Annotated in this window: 16 protein-coding genes; 6 read left to right on the forward strand and 10 right to left on the reverse strand. The window is 53.3% G+C overall.

Features of this window, described 5'->3' with window-relative positions:
- Positions 1-86: 86 nt before the first annotated feature.
- The 3 genes from FH871_RS15580 to FH871_RS15590 all read right to left on the reverse strand — a co-directional run bounded on the left by FH871_RS15580 (position 87) and on the right by FH871_RS15590 (position 5,517).
- Positions 87-2,807 (reverse strand): SusC/RagA family TonB-linked outer membrane protein, encoded by a 2,721-nt coding sequence (locus tag FH871_RS15580; RefSeq protein ID WP_171062857.1) that lies wholly within the window; start codon positions 2,805-2,807, stop codon positions 87-89.
- A gap of 361 nt (positions 2,808-3,168) precedes the next feature.
- Positions 3,169-4,149 carry a UDP-glucuronic acid decarboxylase family protein gene (locus FH871_RS15585; RefSeq protein WP_138992335.1) on the reverse strand — a complete coding sequence of 327 codons (981 nt, stop codon included), beginning with the start codon at positions 4,147-4,149 and terminating at the stop codon, positions 3,169-3,171.
- Between the two features lie 36 nt (positions 4,150-4,185).
- On the reverse strand, positions 4,186-5,517 hold the full coding sequence (locus FH871_RS15590; RefSeq protein WP_114404977.1) for a UDP-glucose/GDP-mannose dehydrogenase family protein: 1,332 nt from the start codon (positions 5,515-5,517) through the stop codon (positions 4,186-4,188).
- 316 nt (positions 5,518-5,833) lie between these two features.
- On the opposite strand from FH871_RS15590, the gene FH871_RS15595 reads away from it, so the two are divergent.
- Positions 5,834-6,988: an acyl-CoA dehydrogenase family protein gene (locus FH871_RS15595; protein ID WP_138992336.1), complete on the forward strand. Its 1,155-nt coding sequence runs from the start codon at positions 5,834-5,836 to the stop codon at positions 6,986-6,988.
- A 27-nt stretch (positions 6,989-7,015) separates the two neighbouring features.
- Here FH871_RS15595 and FH871_RS15600 read toward each other — a convergent pair whose 3' ends face one another.
- The 3 genes from FH871_RS15600 to FH871_RS15610 form a co-directional block, all read right to left on the reverse strand.
- A complete protein-coding gene (locus FH871_RS15600; protein WP_138992337.1) occupies positions 7,016-8,158 on the reverse strand; it encodes a serine hydrolase in 1,143 nt (380 codons plus the stop codon).
- 100 nt (positions 8,159-8,258) lie between these two features.
- Positions 8,259-8,837 carry a hypothetical protein gene (locus FH871_RS15605; RefSeq protein ID WP_138992338.1) on the reverse strand — a complete coding sequence of 193 codons (579 nt, stop codon included), beginning with the start codon at positions 8,835-8,837 and terminating at the stop codon, positions 8,259-8,261.
- 146 nt (positions 8,838-8,983) lie between these two features.
- Positions 8,984-9,838, reverse strand: coding sequence for a LytTR family DNA-binding domain-containing protein (locus FH871_RS15610; protein WP_138992339.1), 855 nt, complete (start codon positions 9,836-9,838; stop codon positions 8,984-8,986).
- A 279-nt stretch (positions 9,839-10,117) separates the two neighbouring features.
- Between FH871_RS15610 and FH871_RS15615 the strand changes: the two genes are divergently transcribed.
- Positions 10,118-11,035, forward strand: coding sequence for an SPFH domain-containing protein (locus FH871_RS15615; protein WP_114404982.1), 918 nt, complete (start codon positions 10,118-10,120; stop codon positions 11,033-11,035).
- A gap of 4 nt (positions 11,036-11,039) precedes the next feature.
- Entirely contained in the window at positions 11,040-11,498 is a 459-nt protein-coding gene (locus tag FH871_RS15620) for an NfeD family protein (RefSeq protein WP_138992340.1), read from the forward strand.
- Positions 11,499-11,574: 76 nt separating this feature from the next.
- On the opposite strand, the gene pafA is transcribed toward FH871_RS15620, so the two are convergent.
- Positions 11,575-13,200: an alkaline phosphatase PafA gene (gene pafA / locus FH871_RS15625; RefSeq protein ID WP_306439238.1), complete on the reverse strand. Its 1,626-nt coding sequence runs from the start codon at positions 13,198-13,200 to the stop codon at positions 11,575-11,577.
- Between the two features lie 126 nt (positions 13,201-13,326).
- On the opposite strand from pafA, the gene FH871_RS15630 reads away from it, so the two are divergent.
- Positions 13,327-14,043 (forward strand): fatty acid desaturase, encoded by a 717-nt coding sequence (locus FH871_RS15630; RefSeq protein ID WP_138992342.1) that lies wholly within the window; start codon positions 13,327-13,329, stop codon positions 14,041-14,043.
- Between the two features lie 83 nt (positions 14,044-14,126).
- Here the strand turns inward: FH871_RS15630 and FH871_RS15635 are convergent, their stop codons facing one another.
- On the reverse strand, positions 14,127-15,101 hold the full coding sequence (locus FH871_RS15635) for a polyprenyl synthetase family protein (RefSeq protein WP_114405232.1): 975 nt from the start codon (positions 15,099-15,101) through the stop codon (positions 14,127-14,129).
- A 233-nt stretch (positions 15,102-15,334) separates the two neighbouring features.
- Between FH871_RS15635 and FH871_RS15640 the strand changes: the two genes are divergently transcribed.
- A complete protein-coding gene (locus tag FH871_RS15640; protein ID WP_138992343.1) occupies positions 15,335-16,252 on the forward strand; it encodes a patatin-like phospholipase family protein in 918 nt (305 codons plus the stop codon).
- Between the two features lie 2 nt (positions 16,253-16,254).
- Here FH871_RS15640 and FH871_RS15645 read toward each other — a convergent pair whose 3' ends face one another.
- Together FH871_RS15645 and FH871_RS15650 are read right to left on the reverse strand one after the other, a co-directional pair.
- A complete protein-coding gene (locus FH871_RS15645) occupies positions 16,255-17,124 on the reverse strand; it encodes a glycerophosphodiester phosphodiesterase family protein (RefSeq protein WP_138992344.1) in 870 nt (289 codons plus the stop codon).
- A gap of 63 nt (positions 17,125-17,187) precedes the next feature.
- Positions 17,188-20,574 (reverse strand): carboxypeptidase regulatory-like domain-containing protein, encoded by a 3,387-nt coding sequence (locus tag FH871_RS15650; RefSeq protein ID WP_138992345.1) that lies wholly within the window; start codon positions 20,572-20,574, stop codon positions 17,188-17,190.
- 385 nt (positions 20,575-20,959) lie between these two features.
- Between FH871_RS15650 and selD the strand changes: the two genes are divergently transcribed.
- Complete coding sequence (gene selD / locus FH871_RS15655) at positions 20,960-22,006, forward strand: selenide, water dikinase SelD (RefSeq protein WP_138992346.1); 1,047 nt, start codon at positions 20,960-20,962, stop codon at positions 22,004-22,006.
- The last annotated feature ends 95 nt before the right edge of the window (positions 22,007-22,101 follow it).

The raw sequence follows: 22,101 nt of genomic DNA on the forward strand, positions 1-22,101 counted from the left end.
TCAGTTTACGGTTTTCAGTTTACGGTGGGCTGACGCGCGTACCGGTTGAATGCGTCAGCTTACTGTAAACTGAAAACCGTAAACCATTAAAAATTAAGCTGTAATCCCCCCAGAAACATCCGTGACTGCGGTTGCTGGGCGACATCAATGCCTTCGCCCAGGGCCTGGTTACTGGCAAATTCAGGATCGAAACCGGAATATTTTGTTTTTGTAAACAGGTTCTGTGCCCCGACATAGACCCGCAAGCGGCTGGCTCCAAAGGTCGAGGTCAGTGATTCAGGCAAGGTGTAGCCCAGTTGCAGGGACTTTAACCGAAAATAACTGCCGTCCTCCACAAAGCGGTCGGACGGGCGAAAATTCCGGGTTCCGGAGGCATCCGCGCGGGGCTGTGTGGTCGACGGTTTTTCGCGCGTCCAGCGGCTGAGCACTTCCGTTCCGGCGTTATACCGGCCCAGATACCCGTTCAGCCAGTAGGCCGTAGCGTTGTAAAGCTGGTTGCCCGAAGCTCCCTGCAACAAGACCGACAGGTCAAAACCGGCCCCGCTCACCGAGGCCGAAAAACCGTAATAAACCGTCGGAATCGGACTGCCGAGAAAGGTTTTGTCCGCGTCCGTAATTTTGCCGTCCTGGTTCAGATCCGCATACCGAATATCGCCGGGTTCGGTGCCGGTCAGGCTGGGGTTCTTGATGATTTCGTCACGGTTTTGAAAAATGCCCACCCGCTGAAAACCGTAGTAACTCCCCACGGGCTGCCCTACGGCGGTAGCCGTTACGGTTTCGTCCTGTACCAGCCCGCCCAAAACCGGGCTGGGTCGGTCGCCCAGCGAAATCACCTTGTTTTTCTGCCAACTGGCAAAACCGGTCAGGCTAAAGCTGATCCAGTCGTTGCTGCGTTCGCCCGTCAGACTCAGATCGATCCCGGAATTATCGACCACCCCGGCGTTGGTCAGCGGTGCCGCAGCGCCCACCGACGCCGGCAAGGGCACCTCTACCAGCAGATTCGTCGTTTGTTTCCGGAAATAGTCGACCCGCAATTTGACACTGTTTTCCAGCACACTGACATCCAGCCCGACGTTGCTGGTCGTGGTCGTTTCCCAGCGAATACCGGTGTTGGGCAAGGTGCTGGGAAACGCCCCGACGCCCAGAAACGAGTTGGTGGGGCCGAACGGGTAATTGTAGTTTTGTGCAATCAGCGACGCATATTGAAAATCTCCGACGTTGTCGTTGCCGCTTTTCCCCCAACCGACCCGCAGTTTGACGGTATTCAGGTACGGCACCGATTCCAGAAACCGCTCTTTGGTAAGGTACCAGGCCGCGCCCACCGACGGAAACGCCCCAAAGCGGTGTCCCGGACCGAAACGCGACGAACCATCGCGCCGGAGTGCCGCCGTCAACCAGTATTTTTTCTGAAAATCATACGACAACTGACCCATTAGACTCACCACCCGGTAGAACGCGTAGGTGCCGCCTACCGTCCGGTTGCGCGACGATTGACCGGCCGTCAGCGACCGAATGTCGTTCCCCGGCAAATCATCCGCGTACGCCAGGATGTCGTCATTTCGGTAGGTCTGGCGACTTCCCGCCAGCAAAACCGTCAGCGAATGGGCATCCAGCGTGTGGCTATAACTCAGTTGATGATGCAGCAAGGTGTTGTAATTCGTCTGTTTGGCCCGGGCCAGCGAAGCCGTCAGGTTGATGTTGTACTCGCCCATGTTGAACGCCGGCATGGAATAGGCACGGTCGAAATTGCGCAGATCGAAGCCGAGGGTCGCGCGGTAGGTCAGGCCATCGAACAGCGTCCATTCGCCGAACAGATCACCGATCAGATTCAGGGAGGTGTGCCGATCGTTGGTCAAAACCGACAAGCCGATGGGATTCAGGGCGTCGTTGCCGGCGTCGAGGTAGGTAGTACCCTCGTAGCCGCCCACCCGTCGCGGGTTGGTGATCGACAGATAGGGCGCACTTTTCAAAGCCTGTTCAATGGGTGTCCGGCCCCCGGTTCCGTCGTTGGCGTGCCGGACCGACTGGCTGAGGGTCAGGTTCTGACCCACTTTCAGGTTGTCGGTCAGATCGAAATCGGTGTTGAGCCGCATCGACAACCGCTCGAAATCGGAGCCGAGAATAACGCCGTCCTGTTTGAAATAATCCGCAGCGATCAGGTACCGTGCCGACTCCCTGCCTCCCGCGACGGATACATACGCACTCCGAACCGGTGCCGGCCGAAACAACGCGCCGAGCCAGTCGGTGCTGGTGCCCAGCAGGGTATCGAGCGACACCTGATTGGTCAGTTTAAACGCCGGAATCAAGCCGCCGTTCGAGCGGCTGTCGTTAATGTAACTGATGTACTGGCGGGTATTGAGGAGTTGCGGCATCCGGGTCGTCCGCTGAACGCCGGTGTACAAATCGACAGTGACGCGGGGCTGGCCGGTTTCGCCTTTTTGGGTGGTAATCAGAATAACGCCGTTGGAACCCCGCATGCCATAGAGCCCCATCGAGGTGGCATCTTTCAGGACTTCGACGGTTTCGATGGTGTTTGGAGCCAGCCAGTTCAGGTTATCCGTTTGTCCGATAATCATCCCATCTACCACCACCAGGGGTGTGGTATCGCCAAACCGCCCCGGCCCGTGAATTTGCAGGGTTGCCGCCCCGCCCGGTTCGCCGGAATTGGACCGAACCAACAGGCCGGCCACCTGCCCCTGCAAGCTTTGCAGGGAGTTTGCGGTCACGATCCGTCGGAGGTTTTTAGCCGAAACCGTATCCGTCGAGCTGGTGTGCCGAAAGGCGGTCAGCCGGCCATTTTGCGTCAAAAGTGAATCATCAGATGGGAAAGCTGCGGTGGCATGGGCGGGTAACTGAAGCGTTAAAGCGAGGATAAAAGGATTGAAAATGAGCGAATTGGTTTTTATCCATATTGTTGAGAAACACCGGATAATCGGTGGGTGTATCATATACCTGGACGGGTTAGAGGAGGTAATGCTGAAAGTTAATTAACTCTTCCGTATCAAGAATAATACCAATCCAAAAAATAAAAGAGCCTGCGTACTCTTTACGACTACGCAGGCTCTTTATACCGACCAACTTTTTATCCTTTTCAGAGAAACAGGCTGCCCGAAACGGACTGACTGTTACGGACTAAAGTCCGTCAGCACTGAAAAAACGTTTGTCTGTTTATTTTTTTACAAACTCCCGGTGGTAGGCAGCTTTGTACAATTCTTCTTCCGGCAGGCTGCGGAAGTAATCATACGTAATCCGCAACCCTTCGGCCCGCGAAACCTTCGGCTCCCACCCCAGAATCTGCTGCGCCCGCGTGATGTCCGGACGGCGTTGTTTCGGGTCGTCGGTCGGCAACGGTTTAACGATCAGTTTCTGCTTGGTTCCCGTCAGTTTGATGATTTCTTCGCCAAATTCCCGGATGGTGATCTCGCCGGGGTTACCGATGTTGACCGGGTAGGCATAGTCGCTCAGCAGCAACCGGTAGATACCTTCGACCAGATCATCGACGTAGCAGAACGAACGGGTCTGGCTGCCGTCGCCGAAAACCGTGAGGTCTTCTCCGCGCAGCGCCTGACCGATGAAAGCGGGCAACACCCGGCCGTCGTTGAGTCGCATCCGGGGGCCGTAGGTATTGAAAATCCGCACAATCCGCGTTTCCAGACCGTGGTAGGTATGATACGCCATCGTGATCGCTTCCTGAAAACGCTTGGCTTCGTCGTATACCCCACGCGGACCAACCGGGTTCACATTGCCCCAGTAATCCTCGTTTTGCGGGTGAACCGCCGGATCGCCGTACACTTCCGAGGTGGAAGCGATCAGCACCCGGGCGTTTTTAACCCGCGCCAGTCCGAGGCAATTGTGAATGCCCAGCGACCCGACTTTCAGCGTCTGGATCGGAATTTTCAGGTAATCGATCGGGCTGGCGGGCGACGCGAAGTGGAGAATATAGTCCAGATCGCCCGAAACGTGGATGAATTTCGATACGTCGTGGTGATAGAACTCGAAGTTGGGCAGGTGGAACAGGTGTTCGATGTTGCGAATGTCGCCCGTAATGAGGTTGTCCATCGCAATGACGTGGTAGCCCTCTTTGATAAACCGATCGCAGAGGTGCGACCCCAGGAAACCAGCCCCGCCTGTAATGAGTACGCGTTTCATAAAGTGAGAGTTTCAGATTTTTTTTAGTTGATCCGTTTACGCATTCTGCGTGACTTCCGGCGTTACGGTTTCGCGCCCGATGCTGTAGTAGGTATACCCGACTTCCTTCATCTGGTCGAGTTCGTAGACATTCCGACCATCGAATATTAGCTTGTTTTTCAGCAACAGGTTCATTTTTCCAAAGTCCGGCGTACGGAACAACGGCCACTCGGTCATGATCACCAGAGCGTCGGCATCGTCCAGGGCGGCATACGACGTATGGGCGTAGTTGATCTGATTGCCCAGAACATTCCGCACATTGTCCATCGCTTCGGGGTCGTAAACCGTTACTTTGGCGCCTTCCTTCAGCAAGGCCCGGATGTTTTCCAGCGCCGGTGCTTCCCGGATGTCGTCGGTATACGGTTTGAACGCCAGCCCCCAGACGGCAATGGTTTTCCCTTTCAGATCGCCGTCAAAGTGGTTTTTGATGATCGGAAGCAGTTTGCTTTTCTGTTTGGTATTGACATCCATCACCGACTTCAGAATTTTGAAATCGTAGTCGTATTCCTGCGCGGTTTTGGCCAGCGCCTGCACGTCTTTCGGAAAACAGCTGCCGCCGTAGCCAATCCCGGCGAACAAAAACCGCTTGCCAATCCGGCTGTCGGTTCCGATGCCCCGACGAATATCGTCGACGTTCGCACCGGCTTTCTCGCAAAGGTTGGCGATCTCGTTCATGAACGAAATTTTAACGGCCAGGAACGCGTTGGCGGCATATTTGGTCATTTCGGCCGAACGCTCATCCATGAAAATTACCGGGTTACCCTGCCGAACGAGCGGGGCATACAGCTTATTCAGAACGGCTTTGGCTTTGTCTGACTTGGTTCCAATCACGACGCGATCCGGTTTCATGAAATCATCGACGGCAACGCCTTCCCGCAGAAATTCGGGGTTCGACACCACGTCGAAGTCGATTTTCGCGCCCCGCGAAATGTGCAGCCACACCTTTTCGGCGGTTCCCACCGGCACGGTGCTTTTGTCGACAATAACCGCGTATTGCTTCAGCAACGGACCCAGATCGTCCGATACTTTCAGAATGTATTTCAAATCGGCCGAGCCGTCTTCGCCCGGCGGTGTGGGCAACGCCAGGAAAATAACTTCCGCTCCTTCAATCCCTTCGGCCAGGTTGGTCGTAAATTTCAGACGCCCTTCGGCCGTATTCCGGTTGAATAAAACATCCAGACCCGGTTCGTAAATCGGAATGATTCCGTTGTTCAGTTTTTCAACTTTACGCTCGTCGATGTCGACGCAGACGACCTGGTTTCCGGTTTCGGCAAAACAGGTCCCCGTAACGAGCCCGACATACCCGGTTCCAATAACGGCTAATTTCATAGAGAAGTGATTGTATTTATGTTAAGATAGGTTGATAGAAGTCAACTGATTTGTACTTTTTGTATACCTTGATTGCAGGACACAAAAATAGATTTTTTTACTTAATTCTGATGGCTCCTCCCGGAATTTGTGATTCAGAGGTCGATAATCTTCGGGTATCGCGCTGGCTCAATGTCAGTTAGCCATCCGCACAGACCGCACAGTAAATTGCTAAATCCATTGCAGACGGATTTGCCAACCGGCTTGGGTCTGTCGATTTTTTTTTGTAAATTATTATTAAAATCATCGTAAAAGTGCCACACAGCATAGCTCGTTCATGACTTCAGAAATTGTAGAAAACCAAGTAGACGATAGTTCGCAACTAATTGCCCAAACCGTCCGCGATTTTGCCGCACGCCAGATTCTGCCATTTGTTCGGGAGTGGGATGAGTCGCAGCATTTCCCGATTGAAACGATGCGCCAGTTGGGCGAATTGGGGCTTTTGGGCATTCTGGTCCCGGAAGAATACGGCGGTTCCGGACTCGGCTACCGGGAATACGTCGGTGCCATTGTCGAATTAGCGAAGGTAGACGGTTCCATCGGCTTGTCGATGGCGGCTCACAACTCCCTCTGTACGAATCACATCCTGCTGTTTGGCAATCCGGCGCAAAAGCAGTTGTATTTACCCAAACTGGCCTCCGGCGAATGGATTGGTGCCTGGGGGCTGACCGAACCCAACACCGGCTCCGATGCTGGCAACATGCGCACCGTGGCCGTTCGGGATGGTGAAAACTGGGTGCTGAATGGCTCCAAAAATTTCATTACACACGGAAAAAGCGGTCATGTGGCCGTGGTCATCGCCCGAACGGGAGAACCCAATACCGCCCACAATGCCACAGCTTTTGTGGTCGAACGTGGCACACCCGGTTTTTCGGGCGGCAAAAAAGAAGACAAACTCGGTATGCGGGCGTCCGAGACGGCAGAAATGTTGTTTCAGGATTGCCGCATTCCCGACAGCCAGCGGCTCGGCGAGGTGGGCGACGGTTTTGTGCAGTCCCTGAAAATTCTGGACGGCGGCCGGATTTCGATTGCCGCCCTGAGCCTCGGCATTGCGCTGGGTGCCTACGAACACGCCCTGAAATACGCCCAGGAACGGGAGCAGTTTGGCCAGGCGATAGCCCGGTTTCAGGCCATTGCGTTCAAACTCGCCGATTTAGCCACCACCATCGAAGCTGCCAAACTCCTCACCTACCAGGCCGCCGATTTGAAAGATGCCGGAAAACCAGTCACGAAGGAATCGGCGATGGCGAAACTCTACGCGTCGGAAGTGGCCGTGAAAGCGGCCGACGAAGCCGTGCAGATTTTTGGCGGATATGGCTACACGAAAGACTTTCCGGTCGAGAAATACTACCGCGACGCCAAGCTTTGCACCATCGGCGAAGGAACCAGCGAAATTCAGCGGCTGGTGATTTCACGACTGATCCTGAAATAGAAATGGCGGGAAACGTTCCCGCCATTTCTATTTCAGCAACTTTTCCACAAATGATTTATCCGAACCTCCGCCGTTGTTGTTAAAAATGACATACAGAGCCTTTTTGTCGGGGAAATAAAACCAGTTGGCGTCAACGCCCAGCAGCGTCCCGTTGTGTCCCCAACCCATGCCCAGTTCGGTTGAAGAATACGATTCCAGTCCCAAACCGTATTCATTGACGCCGTTCCGCACGGGTTGAATCGTCATCATTTCCTGCACCGACGCCGGACGGATGATTTTTCCGGCAAAGAAAGCCTCACTGAATTTCAGCAAATCGCCGGCGGTTGAAACCAGCCCACCGTTGGCCTGACCGTCGGCATCGGCGCGGTCGATGGCCGTCACGTCCATCAGTTTTCCGTTGGCATAAAAATCGTTGTAGCCCCGAACCACATTGCGGTCGTCGCGCCGGTCGAGGTAGCTGTGGGTCAGGCCGAAAGGCGTAAAAATCACCTCCTCCAAAACCGTCTGCAGGCGCTTCCCCCGGATTTTCTCAATCACTTTCCCCAATAACCAGAAATTGGTATTCGAATACTGAGAGCGATCGCCCGGCTGAAAAACCAGTGCCCGGCCGTAGACGTATCGTTGCAGGATTTCGTCGGTCGATTGCTGAACCCGGCGGTGCGGATTGTTCAACAGATCGAGCTGATACTGAAGGTCATCGTTCGTTGGATCTACGATACCGCTGGTGTGGGCCAGAAGGTGCCGAACCGTGATCGTCTGCGCATCCGGAATGTTGCCGTTCATCTCGGGCAACAACGCAGCCAGGTTGTCCTCCAGACGCAGTTGCCCTTCTTCTTTCATTTTCATAACCACCGTTGCCACCAACGCTTTGGTGATGCTGCCGGTGCGAAACAGATCGGTGATGCGAAGGTCGGTCTGGTGTTCCAGATTGGATTTGCCAACAGCACCGATCCAAACGGGTTCGTCGGCGCGTTTCAGCAGCATCAGAGAACCGGGTATGTTCCACTTTCGGCGAAAATCCCCCAGTTCTTTCTGGTAAAGCTGGTTTTTAGGATGATTGGCATATTCGTCTGTCGAACCGGGTTCAGTAGTCGGTTTGAGAACGGGGTCGGTTTCGCACGCTATGAGTAGCAGTGCCGCGAAGGCACTGAAAATCAATTGTTTTTTCATGAGTTGTTGTTTATGGAGAAATAAGAGGTGAGACAAGGGAAGTGAGACTACCTAGCAGGTTTCCATTTTTCAGGTCCCACTCACTTCGATCGTCTTTCTTCTAGTTGAACAGAAACCTCGTGCCCAGATGCAGGGCCTGGTGGGGTAGTAAAATTTCACGGAACGGCATTTCGCCAAAGAGTTCGTAACGGGTAAACACCGTCGTTCGGTGGTGGAAACGATACCCCAGACCGGCACTGATGGTGGGCATGAATTTGAGTTGCGTCGCCGGGGCTTTGCGGTACTCACCCGAGTTCGAATCCTGTGTGTAGGAAGGTGAAACCGGTCGCACCAGCAAGGTTCCACCACCCAGAAAAGCATCGACATAGAGCGACCCGACGTACTTCCGGAAACCAAATTCGGAGTTGACAAAAAAGCCGGTTTGCACCCGCGGATGGTGGTAATAGCCCACGTTCAGGGTCTGGATGAGTTGAGAACCGGGGCGGTTGCGGTAATATAGCTCGGTTCCGATTTTGATTCCAATACCACCCGTCTGAATGTGTTTAAAGGTTGGCAAACTAATGGATTCCGAGAACAGACTGAGGGTGATGGGCAGACCGCTTCGGGTCGGATTGGGCTTCTGCGCGTTCACCGTCGTGACGACCAGCAGCATGACAAGGAAGACTTGCACTGTTTTCATGGCATTGTTCAGCAGTTGTTGTTGGCTGCAAAATTGGACCTAAAAACGATGCCAAGGCGGTTTTTGACCGCCCACCGGTCGGTGTTCCGGGCTGAATGGCCGAAATGAAAACGCGAATGGTGGATAAAAGCACGAAGGTTTTGGGGTTAGGATCCCATCCACTGCCGAAATTCGGTCACACGCCGACGGCTAACGGCCACCTCTTCGGAGTGGCCGGGGTGAAGATGCAGCACCAACCGCCCGGAACCGTCGTTTTCGACTTTCCGGATGGCCTTTCGGTGGGTGATGAACTGGCGGTTGAGCCGAAAAAAAACATCGACGGGCAAGCGCTCGCTGAGCTGCTCGAGGGTGGCATCGACGGTAAACGACTGGCTATCGACGGTTTTGACGATGCTGGTTTCGTTCGTAATAAAAATGTAGGCAATCTGCTCCATTGAAACCGGAACGAACCCTTTGCCCTGGTTCACCAGCAGGGTTTTCAGGGCTGGATTGCGGTTTTCTTCGGGTGCGGGTTCGGTCCGTACACCGGCCAGTTGCTGGCGCAATTCGGCAATGGCCTGGCGGTGGTAGGCCCGCATCCAGTACATGGTGTAGGCCATGTGCAGAATAACGATGAAAAGGAGTCCAATCGGAATATCGTTGGAAATGGTGATCGACAAGTCGAACGGCGGGGGCCTTTTCAGAATAAACTTGTTGTAGATCAGGCTAAAAACGGCGATGATAAACCCCGTAGAAGCCAACGCCAGACCGCCCTGGGTCACCAGCCGTTGCAGCGGTTGAGTCGCCCACGAATACCGTACGTCCATCTTTCGGATCAGCCAGCGGTTGAACTCCCAGAGAATGACATTTACCCCCATGATGACGGCCACATCGAGGTAAAAAAGCGGATTCAGAAACAAATCACCGAGGGGAGCCGGATCGCCGATGAACCGGAACAGCACCGCCCAGATCGGAATGCCGATCAGGCGAACCCAGCGGTCGGGGTAGTGAATAACAGGCATTGGGATTACCAGTACAATTGACAGACTTCCGGTAGCCAATGGGACAACGTCCCTTCAGCGGCTGATTACTGCCGCAAATTAATCTAATTTCTCCATCCAGCCTCACAACCTTTCATTTACGGTTTTTTCTGCCTATCATCACAGTAGTTGGAGATATGCGTCTATTTTTCCGAGATTTAGTCAAGACAAAAGACGGGAGACGAGAGCATAGAGACACTCCTGTCTTTTGTCTCACGTATTACTTCTATCCTCTTTCATTCACTTAACCTTCACTCTCTTATGGGATATGTTTTTTTAACCCTTGTCGTTCTGGCCCTTCTGGTGGTTTTCATGACGGTCAAGGTCGTGCCGCAGCAAACCGCCTATGTGGTGGAGCGTCTGGGTAAATTTCTGGCGGTTCTGCAGCCGGGCATCACGTTCATCATTCCTTTTTTCGACCGGGTTGCCTACAAGCACAGTTTAAAAGAAACCGCTCTTGACATTCCCGAACAAATCTGCATTACCCGCGACAACGTGCAGGTGCGCGTCGATGGCGTCATTTTTATTCAGATTGTCGATCCACAGAAAGCGTCGTACGGAATTGCCGATTACCGGTTTGCCGTCATTCAGTTGTCGCAGACCACGATGCGGAGTGAGATGGGCAAAATTGAACTGGACAAGACGTTTGAAGAACGGACGACGTTGAATCAGGCGGTGGTCCGGGCCATCGACGAAGCCGCCATTGGCTGGGGTGTTAAAGTGTTGCGCTACGAAATCAAGAACATTACGCCCCCTCAATCCGTTTTGAACGCGATGGAGAAGCAGATGCAGGCCGAACGTGAAAAACGGGCGGTCATTCTGCAATCGGAGGGTGAAAAGCAATCCGCCATCAACATCGCCGAGGGGCAAAAACAGAAGGTTGTTCTCGAATCCGAAGGGGTGCGGCTGCGGCAGATCAATGAAGCATCGGGCGAAGCGGAAGCCATCAAATCCATCGCCGATGCCACCGCCGAAAGCATCCGAAAAGTGGCAGCCGCGATCAACGACGAAGGTGGTATGGATGCCGTCCAACTCCGGGTGGCCGAACAACTGGTCGATCAGTTTGGCAACCTGGCCCGCACCAACAACACGCTGATTCTGCCCGCGAATTTCGGGGATCTGGCATCGATTATTTCAACCGCCATGACGGTGGTCAAACATCAGGACAAAAAATCATAAAGCGATGGACTTCATCACCTGGCCTCAGTTATGGGTCGTTCTGGGCATTCTGTTCCTGATTGCCGAACTACTCAGTGTTTCGTTTGTCTTCGCCTTCCTGAGCGTTGGCGCGTTCGTTACGGCCCTGGTCACCTGGCTGGGCGTAACGCCGGAAGTCAGCGCCCAGTTGTTTGCGTTTGCGTCCATCACGCTGCTAACACTGGTCACAGGCCGAAAACCGCTCCGGCGCTGGTTCGAATCCCGCACCCGAAAACAGGAATACGTCGAATCGGTGGGCGACAAAGCCACGGTCGTTGAAACCATCCCAGCCTCCGGCGAAGGCCGGATTTTCTACCGCGGCACGGAATGGACGGCGGTTTCGGACAACGACGAGTCGATCATGGCAGGGCGGCCGGTAGTGATCAAAAGAATGGAGGGGAGCCGGGTTATTGTTGCGCAGGTTCCGGTGGAGAGTTTCCAGTAAGAAACTCCTTTTCCCAAACCAAAACGACTCTATGCCAAGTGAAGCATAGAGTCGTTTTTTTGTTATTTACCCAGTTTTATTTCATCGCTTCCGCCACCGGATCGCCAATGTTTCCGCTGGGCTCCAGAATGTGCAGGAGCGCCGAAACCGTGGAGGCAATGTCGGCAATGTGTGTCCGGCGGGTGGTTTCGCCGGGTTTGATGCCCCAGCCGTAAAAGACCAGCGGGACGTGGGTATCGTAATTATAGAGCGTTCCGTGCGAAGTGCCGCCTTTCCGGTAGCCTTCCAGCCAGCCGGGTTGCGTCACCAGATACAGGTCACCGCTTCGCCGGGGGTTGTAGACATTCCGCAGCAAAGGCAACCAGTATTCCGGGACGGAATTCGAGTTGATGTCGTGCAGGTTAAGCACGTTCTGAATGCCCGGATTTTTCAATAAGGCCATCCGCACCACTTCAGTAGCCTCGGCCACTTTCACTTTCTTTTCCCGCAGCAGGTCGTGGTTCAGATAGACCTGTGCATTGGAATTGCCAATGACCCATTTCCCGGGGCCAAACGCGTCCGTCAGGGCCTTGTCGGTGGCCGCGCTGATGTCCTTTGCTTCCAGAAAATCGCCCGGTAAATTCAGGCTCTGCGAGTAACCCGGGTTATCGGCGGCACCGTGGTCGGCCGACAGAAACGTGAAATAATTCCCCTTTCCGACCTGCGCATCCAGCGCATTCAGCAGGTCCGCCATCACTTTGTCCAGGCGCAGGTATTCATCCTCGATTTCAACGGACGATGGACTGAACCGGTGACCAATGGCATCGGGTGACGAAAAACTGACGCAGAGGAAATCGGTCTCGCTGCCTTTTCCCATATTCTCGCCTTTCAGAGCGGCTATCGCCATTTCTTTCGTCAACACATCGCCAAATGGGCTGGTCCGCAGGGCTTCGTATTTACTGCCGAGCGAGGCAATGGCCTGGTGCGGGAACACGGCTTTGGGTTCGCCGGTCAGCGGATTCTCAAACGGCGTGTCATCGGCAGTGCTTTCCGTATATTGATCAATTGGCAACGTGGTTTCCCAAGTTTGTGTCAGGTATTTGTCCGACAGTTTGAGGGCGTTAAAGTCCTTTGCCCACTGGGGCTGTTCTTTCATATAAAATGTACTCGAAATCCAGCTTCCGTCTTTCGAGTCGAACCAGTAGGCGGCATTGGCGGCATGACCCGCAGGCAGAATGGCACCCCGGTCTTTCATGGCAATGCCAATGACTTTCGAGCGACCCTGCGTGGCCACTTTCAACTGGTCCGTCACGGTCGTCACCAGCAGGTTTCGCGGAGACATCCGCCCGGCTGACGACGTGTTTCCGACCGATCGTACCGTTGAATCTTCGACACAATACACCGTCCGTTCAGCGGCCCGGTCGTACCAGTCATTGCCCACAATACCGGAAATGGCCGGGGCCGAACCCGTGTATACGTGCGTGTGACCGGGGGCGGTAATCGTAGCCGCATAATGGTAGTGATTATTACGGGCATTAAAGCCGTCCCGCATCATCCGTTTAAATCCGCCTTCGGAATATTTGTTGTAAAACCGGTACAAATAATCATACCGCATCTGGTCAACGATGATGCCAACCACCAGTTTCGGGCGGCTCAGGGAGGTTGAAGGGTTGGCTGCTTTTTTGGGAGCAGGTTGCGCAAACACCAAGACGGGTGCAAGCAAAAGTAAGCCTAAACGGACTAGTTTCATGCCAATGGGAAGGGACTATGGAGAATGAGTCGGGTTATAACCCCAAAAGTAATGAACATTTCTGGTACGCGGGTCGTTAGCCGGTAAATGAATTGTTAAATGGTAACTTCCGCAATTTCGTTTAAACCTTCTCAAATCGGCAACCGGGGCCTTTATTTTGCTGCGGCCATTCTGCTCAGTTGGCTGGGCATGCTGGTTTTTCTGCTGAATTACCCGATCAACTGGCAGAATCCGCTGGTTTACGTTTTCGTACTGGTCCAAACCCACCTCTATACCGGCGTTTTCATTACCGCCCACGATGCCATTCACGGCGTGGTGGCTCCCCACAACAAGCGATTGAACAACGCCATTGGCTTGCTGTGTGCCACATTGTTTGCCTTCAATAACTACAACCAACTCAGCCGTAAACACCACCTGCACCACAAACACTCGGCCACCCCCGACGACCCCGACTACCACGAAGGCAATCCCGGTTTTCTGGCCTGGTACTACAGTTTCCTGAAAGAATACATTTCGGTGCTTCAGATTGTCCTGATGGCGGTTACTTACAACGTGCTGAAGCTCTGGTTTCCGATGGAAAATCTGATTGCGTTCTGGATGGTTCCGGCGGTGTTGAGCACGTTCCAGCTCTTTTACTTTGGCACCTATCGCCCCCACCGGGGTGAACACCACAATCCGCCCCACAACGCCCGCAGCCAGAAACGCAACCACGTGCTGGCCTTCCTGAGTTGCTATTTTTTCGGCTACCACGCCGAGCACCATGCCTGGCCATATTTGCCCTGGTGGAAGTTGCCGGAAGCGCGGGAAAGGAGTTAACAGTGAAGAGTTAAAAGCGTATTCAAGCAATTGGCCTATACGAACGAATATGCGTCAGCCAACTCTTCATTGTTAACTCTTCACTATTTAGAGCGCTCAATGGTATACTGCACCAATTGTTCCAGAGAAGTGCGGTAGCGGGAGTCGGGCAGGGTGAACAGAAGGGCTTTGGCTTCGTCGACGTAGCGGGTCATAACCGTCGTGGCGTATTGAATACCGCCCGACTTCTTCACAAAATCAATGACTTCGGCGACCCGTTTCGGGTTTTCACTTTCATTCTTGACGATGTTGATCATCCGCCGTTTTTCGACCCATTTCGCGTTGTTCAGCGCATAAATCAACGGCAGCGTCATTTTCTTTTCCTTGATATCGATGCCGAGCGGTTTGCCCACCTCTTCTTCCCCGTAGTCGAACAAATCGTCTTTGATCTGGAAAGCAATTCCCACTTTTTCGCCGAACATCCGGGCGGTTTCGATCATTTCGGCGCTGGCATCCACCGAGCGGGCACCCACGGCGCAACAGGCCGAAATCAGCGATGCGGTTTTCTGGCGGATGATTTCGTAGTAAACCGCTTCCGTAATGTCCAGCCGCCGGGCTTTTTCGATCTGGAGCAACTCACCCTCGCTGATCTCGCGAACCGCCTTCGAGACAATTTTCAGCAAATCGTAATCGCCGTTGTCGACCGACAGCAGCAGCCCGCGTGAGAGCAGATAATCGCCCACCAGCACAGCGATTTTGTTCTTCCAAAGGGCGTTGATGGAGAAGAAACCCCGGCGGTAGTTGGAGTCATCGACCACATCGTCGTGAACGAGGGTCGCCGTGTGCAGCAGTTCGATGAGGGCCGCACCCCGGTGGGTCGATTCGGTGACGGTTCCGCAGACACCGGCCGTCAGAAAAACGAACATGGGCCGAAGCTGTTTGCCCTTTCGGCGCACGATGTAGTTCATGATCTGGTCCAGAAGCATGACTTCGCTTTTCATAAACTGCCGGAATTTGTGCTCAAATGTTTCCATTTCGGCAGCAATCGGCGCTTGTATGTCCCGGATCGATAGTGGCATCATTCACATCAGTTCATCGGGTTGGATGAACCGCATTCAGGGCGCAAGTATACCACTCAAATGCGAGATCAGGACAAAACTTCGTAAAAACTTCGCACCCGTTGCAAGATTGGCTCTAAAAATGTAATGTTACGGTTAGTAAAAATGATGAATGATGGACGATGAATGATGGATGAAAAAAAACCTCTCATTCCTGTTTGCATTCATCGTCCATCATTCATCAATCTTTTTCCATGCGTGCACTGGTATTAGGGGGCGGTTCGCTCAAGGGGGCTTTTCAGGCGGGTGCGATTCAGGCCATTCTGGAATCCGGTTTTGAACCCGAAGCCATTTATGGCATTTCGGTGGGGAGCCTCAATGCGGTTTTTCTGGTTCACGAAGCCGGGAAACAGTTTGCCGAGCATGGTGCCGTCGACTGGCCCAAAGCCGGTCGGCAACTGATCGAATTCTGGATTCGGAACATCACCCAGCCGAAGGACGTGGCCGTGGTTCAGTCAACGCTGGTGATGGGCTACAACACCCTGCTGAGCCGCTTCGATGGTTTGCTGGACACCGCGCCCCTTCAAAGCCTGATTCGAACCCACATCAAGCTCCCGGTTCTGGTCAACAGCCCCGTCAAACTGAAAGTGGGCGCGGTCGACATCATCAAAGGCGACATTGTGTATACCAGCAACGACGACGAATCGATCCTGGATTACGTCATTGCCAGCAGTTCCCTGCCGTTTCTGATGCCCGCCGTCTGCGTCGGTAACGACCGCCAGAAGATGTTTCTGGACGGCGGTCTGCGGGAGGTCGCCCCGCTGCGGGAAGCCATCGACGACGGGGCCGACGAACTGGTGTGTGTCGCCTGCCACGCCAAACGGATATTTACGGAAAAATTCAATTACCGCAGCCTGCTGAATTTAGTAGAACGCGTGAAAGACATCACGGTCAACCAGATAGTCAACAACGATATTGCCTGGGCCGAACGCTGGATTGAGCGCGAGAAACTGCGGGGCAACACCATGCACCTGACCCTCGTCCGCCCGAACGAACCGCTGTATTTGAACCTGATGCGGTTTTCGTCCGACGACATCGGGCGGCTGATCGTGCAGGGCTACCGCGATGCCACCATTGCGCTGCGGGCGCAGGGGATTGAGCGGCAGGTATAGCTCTATAAATCCTTGAATAACCGCCTGACTTCCACCGGTCGGTCGGTTGTCAAAATATCCGCGCCTGTCTGAAAGATCTTTCTATAATCGTCGGCCACCTCCCTGATTGGTTTTTCATCCAGATTGCCAGGCCCGTAGGTTCCTGCCGTACAGGCAATACCATCCTGATGAACCCTTCGGTAAAAATCACTTCCCTGGCGAGCCGCCAACGCAATCAGATGATGCAACGACAAACCCGATTTTCGGATCGATTCACCGTGATCGGCGGTATTGAATCCCAGCGCAATCCAGACATCCGGGTACTGTTTACGCAGCTTTACAGCGTCCGCTGTCGAATAGCAAATGACAAAAACACTGTGCAAAGCTCCCCGATCCACAATGGCTTTCATCACTTTTCGCAAATCAACCTCCGGTTTGGCATCGATAGCCATCAACACCTTTCCGGCTCCCCAGCGCAGAACATCGTCGAAAAGCGGGATGCGCTGTCGGGTGGAATGACCCTGTAGATCGCGCAGAAAAACCGCTTTCAGTTCGGCCCAGGTCTGCCCTTTCAACGACCCTTTCCCGGTGGTGGTTCGTTCAATTTCGTCGTCATGCAACAGCACCAGCACGCTGTCGGCGGTCATCCGAACGTCCATTTCAATGATGGCATCCGGAATTTGCCGAACCGTATGCCGGAAGGTCTCCAGACTATTCTCCGTTTCTGTAACTTCCGGGCCACCCCGATGAGCCAGAATCAAAGGAAATTTCCGATCAGTACGATACGCCAGAACCTGTTCCAATGCTTTTGCCGTGGTATATTTCGATGCGGGCTGTGCCAACAGTCCAACCCCAACCAGCAAAAATGCCCCGGCTAAAATCAACTTTTTCATCGCTTCAAAAAAAACACCCCCGTCGAATCGCTCCGGCGGGGGTGTTGTCTGACTAAGGAGTGCTTAATTAAAGATATACCGGATACCCAACTGAGCCTGATACACCGCGTTCAGGTTCTGGCTGGGAACGAACGAATCTCTGAGCAGAATGCGCTGATCATCAACGACCTGCGTAGCCAGCCGATACGTAGGAATACCCGTCGTGGTATTCACACTGGCCAGCGCCAGCGGGTTGAAGGTCGTAACGGTTTTTCCCAGCCCCCAGCTATTGTTGAGCAGGTTGGTAACGTTCAGAATATCAGCCCGGAATTGAATCGTGTTGCGTTTACCTTTGGCACCCACGGCTACATAAAACTCCTGAATAACCGTAAAGTCGAAACGGGTCAGCCAGGGATAGTTACCGCCGTTCCGCTCGGCGTACTGACCGCGACGGGTTTTCAGGTAGTCATTCCCTTCGATGTAGGCATTAAAAGCCGTTTGCTGCTGCTCCGGGGAGTAGGTCACGGCACTCGTACCTGATCCGACAGTAAGCGGAGCAAACGTCAGCTCAGAAGCATTTCTCGGCACGTACAACAAATCATTGGTCGTCTGACCGTCAAAGTTCACATCCTGGTTGTAGGTGTACGAGATTTTGCTGCCACTGGTCGACAGAACGCCCAGCGTGAAGGCAGTCGAACCGCCAAATTTACCGCCGTAGTTCAGCCGGTAATTAAGATACCCCACAATCCGGTGACGCAAATCCTGATCCGAATACGAGGTGGTCAGGTAATTCTGTCCCATCGTTGTCGGCACGTTGGCCTGAACCGTGCTCCCCACAAAGGCCAGATCCCGGGCTTCGCCGTAGGTGTACGCCAGCATTCCACCAAACCCACGGGTGGCCGGTTTCTCCAGTTTCGCCGTCACGATGTACGAGCTTCCCTTGTTGGTGTTTCTCAACACAAAGGCGTTGGCAATGGCCGTATTGTAATACCGGGCAATGTTTACGGTGTTGGCGGCTCCGCTCCCTGAACTGGTTACCCCGAAAGCCGGGAAAACTGGACGCGTGTCCGGGCCGTTCAGCGTCCGGGTTGGTGCTTTCAGGTTGGCATCGATGTAACGCAGGGCCTGAATGTTTTTGTTGTAAACAAACTCAACCGTACCGATCAACCCCCAGGGCAAACGCTGATCGACGGCCAGGTTCGTTTTCCAGATTTGGGGGTACTTCAGGTTTTGATCCGATGCGTTGACAACGTACGGAAGCAGTTTCGTTAAATCAACCGTTGAAGGATCGGGTGGACGAACGGCGGCCGGTAACTGGCTTGGGTCGGTCACAAACGGATACGCCGTCGTGTTCTGTACGTTAATGACGGCGGTATTGACCCCGTTATTTCCTAATTGATTGGAAATCAATACTTCCGGAATCCGGGAAACGAAGACACCACTTCCTCCGCGAATCTGCGTCGTTTTGTCTCCTTTCACATCCCAGTTAAACCCAACCCGGGGTGACAACAGCAAACGCGCTTTCGGGAATGTTCCGGTCGTGATTTTGTAATTTTGTCCTTCTTCATCCCTAAATGTCAAACCGGCCACAATCGGATTGTTAAAGTTTTCAGCCGTGCTGTTGTCATATTGAAACACATCGCCCCGCAAACCTACTGTCAGCTTGAAGTTTGGAGTAGCCTGGAACTCATCCTGAATGTAAGCGCTGTACAGATTCCGTTTCAGCGTCTGCAAGGGCTCACCACCACCCGGAATCAGCGAATACCGCAAATTATAACGGGCAACCGTTACCGGTGAGGTCGTTGCGGTCGGGTTGTTGATCGAGGCTAAAGCCGCCGTCTTGAAATCGTCGATGGAGTTATACACGTATACCCCTTTCGATGACGGGAAGAACACGTTGTTCGAGGTGTAATGTTCGTAGACAACACCAGCCGTCAGAGTATGTCTTCCGGCAAAAAAGCTGAAATTGTCGGTGATGTTCATCGTCGAATAATTCAGCTTGTTGTTCGGGGTAAACGGATCAAACCCAATGGATGTGTACGTACTCCCGTCTTTCAGAATATCGACGGTCGGAAAAATATCGGTTTTATACGTCCGGTCTTCGTTCTGTTTGTTGTACGTAGCAATGAGGTTATTGGCAAATTTACCCCCGAAGTTCGAGGTCAGCTCAGCCGCAATCGAGCGGGTGTTATCGGCAATGATATAGCCGGAGTTTTCCGGTGAAATCGCCAGATCGCTGTTCGTCCGGTTTCCATTCCCCGCCGTGTTGCTACTGTTACTGTTGCTGATGATGGAGCCTGATTCCGAATTGTGGTGTGAATACCGTACCGACAGTTTGTGCTGGTCGTTGATGTTGTAATCCAGACGGATCAAGCCTTTCCGGCTTTTTACATCGTTGTTGAAGCCATCATAGGCTCCCAGACTCCGGCCAAAATTCGTTTGCATAAACTGATCCAGATCACGCATATCGGTTTCGGTTACCCGCGAAACGTTTCCACCGCCCTGGCCACGGTCGAGACTCCACAGCAAAGCTGGCGTGCTGCTGTCGAACATCTCGCCATTGACGAAGAAAAACAGCTTATTCTTGATCAGGGGACCGCCCAACCGAAAACCGTACGTTTTCTCATTGATGTTGGGTTTAGGCGTAATTTCATCCCCATCGGCTTTTTTACCCACCAGGCTGTTGTTCCGGAACAGGTGATAGACCGATCCCGAGAATTCGTTGGTACCGGAACGGGTGACGGCGTTGATACCTGCGCCCGTAAAGCCCGACTGGCGAATATCGAACGGGGCCACGTTCACCTGAATCTGGTCAATGGCGTCCAGTGAAACCGCCGTTGTTCCGGTCCGGCCACCGGCCAGTGCCGAGCTACCCAAACCGAATCCGTTGTTAAACACCGAACCGTCGATGGTGAAGTTGTTAAAACGGGGATCCTGTCCGGCAAAGGACTGACCGTTGCCGTAGGCGTTGTATTTGGTAACGTCGGTCAGCGTCCGGTTAATGGTTGGAATCGTGTTGATGGCTTCCCGTCCGAAGGAAGCAGCCGCCCCGGTCCGGTCCGAACTGAAAATATCGCTCCGGCTACCCGACACGACGATTTCCGAAAGCTGCGTGCTTTCGTCGGCCATTGCAAAATCCACATTGGCGGCCGTTCCCAGACTCGCAAAAATGTCAGCCTTTGTCTGTTCTTTAAAGCCAACGAAGGTCGAGGTTACCGTATACGGCCCACCCACCCGAACGTTGGGAAAAGTATAACGCCCTTCACCGTTGGTTATGGTTCCGTAGCGCGTACCGGAAGGCGTGTGAATCGCCACGATCGTCGCGCCCGGAAGCCCGTCTCCCTTCTGATCTTTCACAAAACCTGCAATGGATGAAGAAGTCACCTGTGCCTGAACATCTCCGCCGGACAGCACAAAGACCAGCCCGCACAGGAACGCTACCAGGTAGATAGACAGTAATTTTCTGTTCATAAAAATGGTTGATTTGGTTAAATTTGGTTTGAAGTGTATCCGACAACCTGCTACAGTTCTTCACAAAGAAACGACATTTTTTTTTGTGACTCAAGTAGCAGTTCTTAGTAAAGTACCAAAATAACATTTATACAAACAAGCAATCTACAAAAACTCCATAAATCTGTTTTTATCGTTCAATTTCGCCACATTATTTTTATGTTACCATTGCGTTAAGCCATCGTCCGTTTTTGCATCTATTTTAGACAATCTTCTACTATTCAGGTATTTACCTGATTTTTAACAATTCATCCATCGCCCCGAAAAAGCGACATTTTAAACCTTTCTTTTTATCTTTCAGTAGTATTAAAAAGAAAACCGCACAGCAGTTACAACACGTACGGACATGATTCAACAAACGGAAATATACAAACTGGCCCAATTCAGCCATAGCGCTGGTTTTGGCGGCCAAATTGACCCAACGGTTCTTCACACGCTCCTGAACGCTCCAACGTCTTCCCTCCCCAATTTCCCTAACTTACTGGTGGGTCCGGATCACCGCGACGATGCCGCCGTCCTGGAAACGGGCCACGGTGAAGCCGTCGTCAGCACGGCCGATTTCTTCACGCCCTTCGTGGACGACGCCTACGATTTCGGTCGAATTGCCTCCGCCAACGCCCTCAACAACATCTACGCCATGGGGGGAGAACCGCTGCTGGCGGTGGCCATGCTGGGCTGGCCATGCGATACCATTCCGGTTGAAATTGCCGGTCAAATCCTGGATGGTAGCCGCTCCCTCTGCGCCGAAGCCGGTATTCCACTGGCGGGCATTCACAGCATCGAAAGTGCCGAGCCGTTTTTTGGGCTGGCCGTCACCGGCAAGGTGCGCCTGAACCATTTGAAACAAAACAGCACGGCCACGGAAGGCTGCTGCCTGTATCTGACCAAACCGCTGGGTACCGGTATGCTGGCCACCGCGCTGCAACGGGAAACCCTGAGCGCCGAACATTCTGAACTGGCCCTGAGCCAGATGACGAAACTGAATACGTTCGGAACCTTCCTCGGAAAACTGCCGTACGTTAAGGCACTGACCCACGTTTCGGGCTACGGTTTGCTGGGTCACCTGATCACGATGGCCGAAAACAGCGGACTGAGCGCCGAGATCGATTTTCACAAAGTCCCGGTTCTGCCGATGCTGGACGAATACCGAAAGTCGGAAAACATTCCGGACGGCACCCGCCGAAACTGGGATCTTTTCAGCGAAAAAACCAGCGAACTGACGGAGGAACAACGGTTTTTGCTCGCCGATCCGCAACACAGTGGCGGTTTGCTGGTTGCCGTCGATCCCCGCAGTGCCACGCTGTTCGAGCAGGTGGCTTTTGAATACAAACTTCATTTAAAAGCCTTCGGGCAACTGATCGAAAAAGGCGAAAAAGTCGTTTACGTTCGGTAAACATCCATCCTACCCACGGCGGTTCGGCCGTGAAATATCAGGCAATATTCTGTAATTTGGCCCCTGAACCCTACACGGACGAACCGCCGTGGGTA

The sequence above is a fragment of the Larkinella sp. C7 genome (assembly GCF_006149005.1).
Classification (GTDB): Bacteria; Bacteroidota; Bacteroidia; order Cytophagales; family Spirosomataceae; genus Larkinella.

What these genes read in the sequence shown, in the direction of transcription:
- selD (WP_138992346.1), top strand. Translation starts at nt 20,960, where the DNA reads ATGATTCAACAAACGGAAATATACAAACTGGCCCAATTCAGCCATAGC.
- FH871_RS15595 (WP_138992336.1), top strand. Translation starts at nt 5,834, where the DNA reads ATGACTTCAGAAATTGTAGAAAACCAAGTAGACGATAGTTCGCAACTA.
- FH871_RS15600 (WP_138992337.1), bottom strand. Translation starts at nt 8,158, where the DNA reads ATGAAAAAACAATTGATTTTCAGTGCCTTCGCGGCACTGCTACTCATA.
- FH871_RS15645 (WP_138992344.1), bottom strand. Translation starts at nt 17,124, where the DNA reads ATGAAAAAGTTGATTTTAGCCGGGGCATTTTTGCTGGTTGGGGTTGGA.
- FH871_RS15650 (WP_138992345.1), bottom strand. Translation starts at nt 20,574, where the DNA reads ATGAACAGAAAATTACTGTCTATCTACCTGGTAGCGTTCCTGTGCGGG.
- FH871_RS15640 (WP_138992343.1), top strand. Translation starts at nt 15,335, where the DNA reads ATGCGTGCACTGGTATTAGGGGGCGGTTCGCTCAAGGGGGCTTTTCAG.
- FH871_RS15610 (WP_138992339.1), bottom strand. Translation starts at nt 9,838, where the DNA reads ATGCCTGTTATTCACTACCCCGACCGCTGGGTTCGCCTGATCGGCATT.
- FH871_RS15630 (WP_138992342.1), top strand. Translation starts at nt 13,327, where the DNA reads ATGGTAACTTCCGCAATTTCGTTTAAACCTTCTCAAATCGGCAACCGG.
- FH871_RS15590 (WP_114404977.1), bottom strand. Translation starts at nt 5,517, where the DNA reads ATGAAATTAGCCGTTATTGGAACCGGGTATGTCGGGCTCGTTACGGGG.
- FH871_RS15585 (WP_138992335.1), bottom strand. Translation starts at nt 4,149, where the DNA reads ATGAAACGCGTACTCATTACAGGCGGGGCTGGTTTCCTGGGGTCGCAC.
- FH871_RS15620 (WP_138992340.1), top strand. Translation starts at nt 11,040, where the DNA reads ATGGACTTCATCACCTGGCCTCAGTTATGGGTCGTTCTGGGCATTCTG.
- FH871_RS15605 (WP_138992338.1), bottom strand. Translation starts at nt 8,837, where the DNA reads ATGAAAACAGTGCAAGTCTTCCTTGTCATGCTGCTGGTCGTCACGACG.
- FH871_RS15635 (WP_114405232.1), bottom strand. Translation starts at nt 15,101, where the DNA reads ATGCCACTATCGATCCGGGACATACAAGCGCCGATTGCTGCCGAAATG.
- FH871_RS15615 (WP_114404982.1), top strand. Translation starts at nt 10,118, where the DNA reads ATGGGATATGTTTTTTTAACCCTTGTCGTTCTGGCCCTTCTGGTGGTT.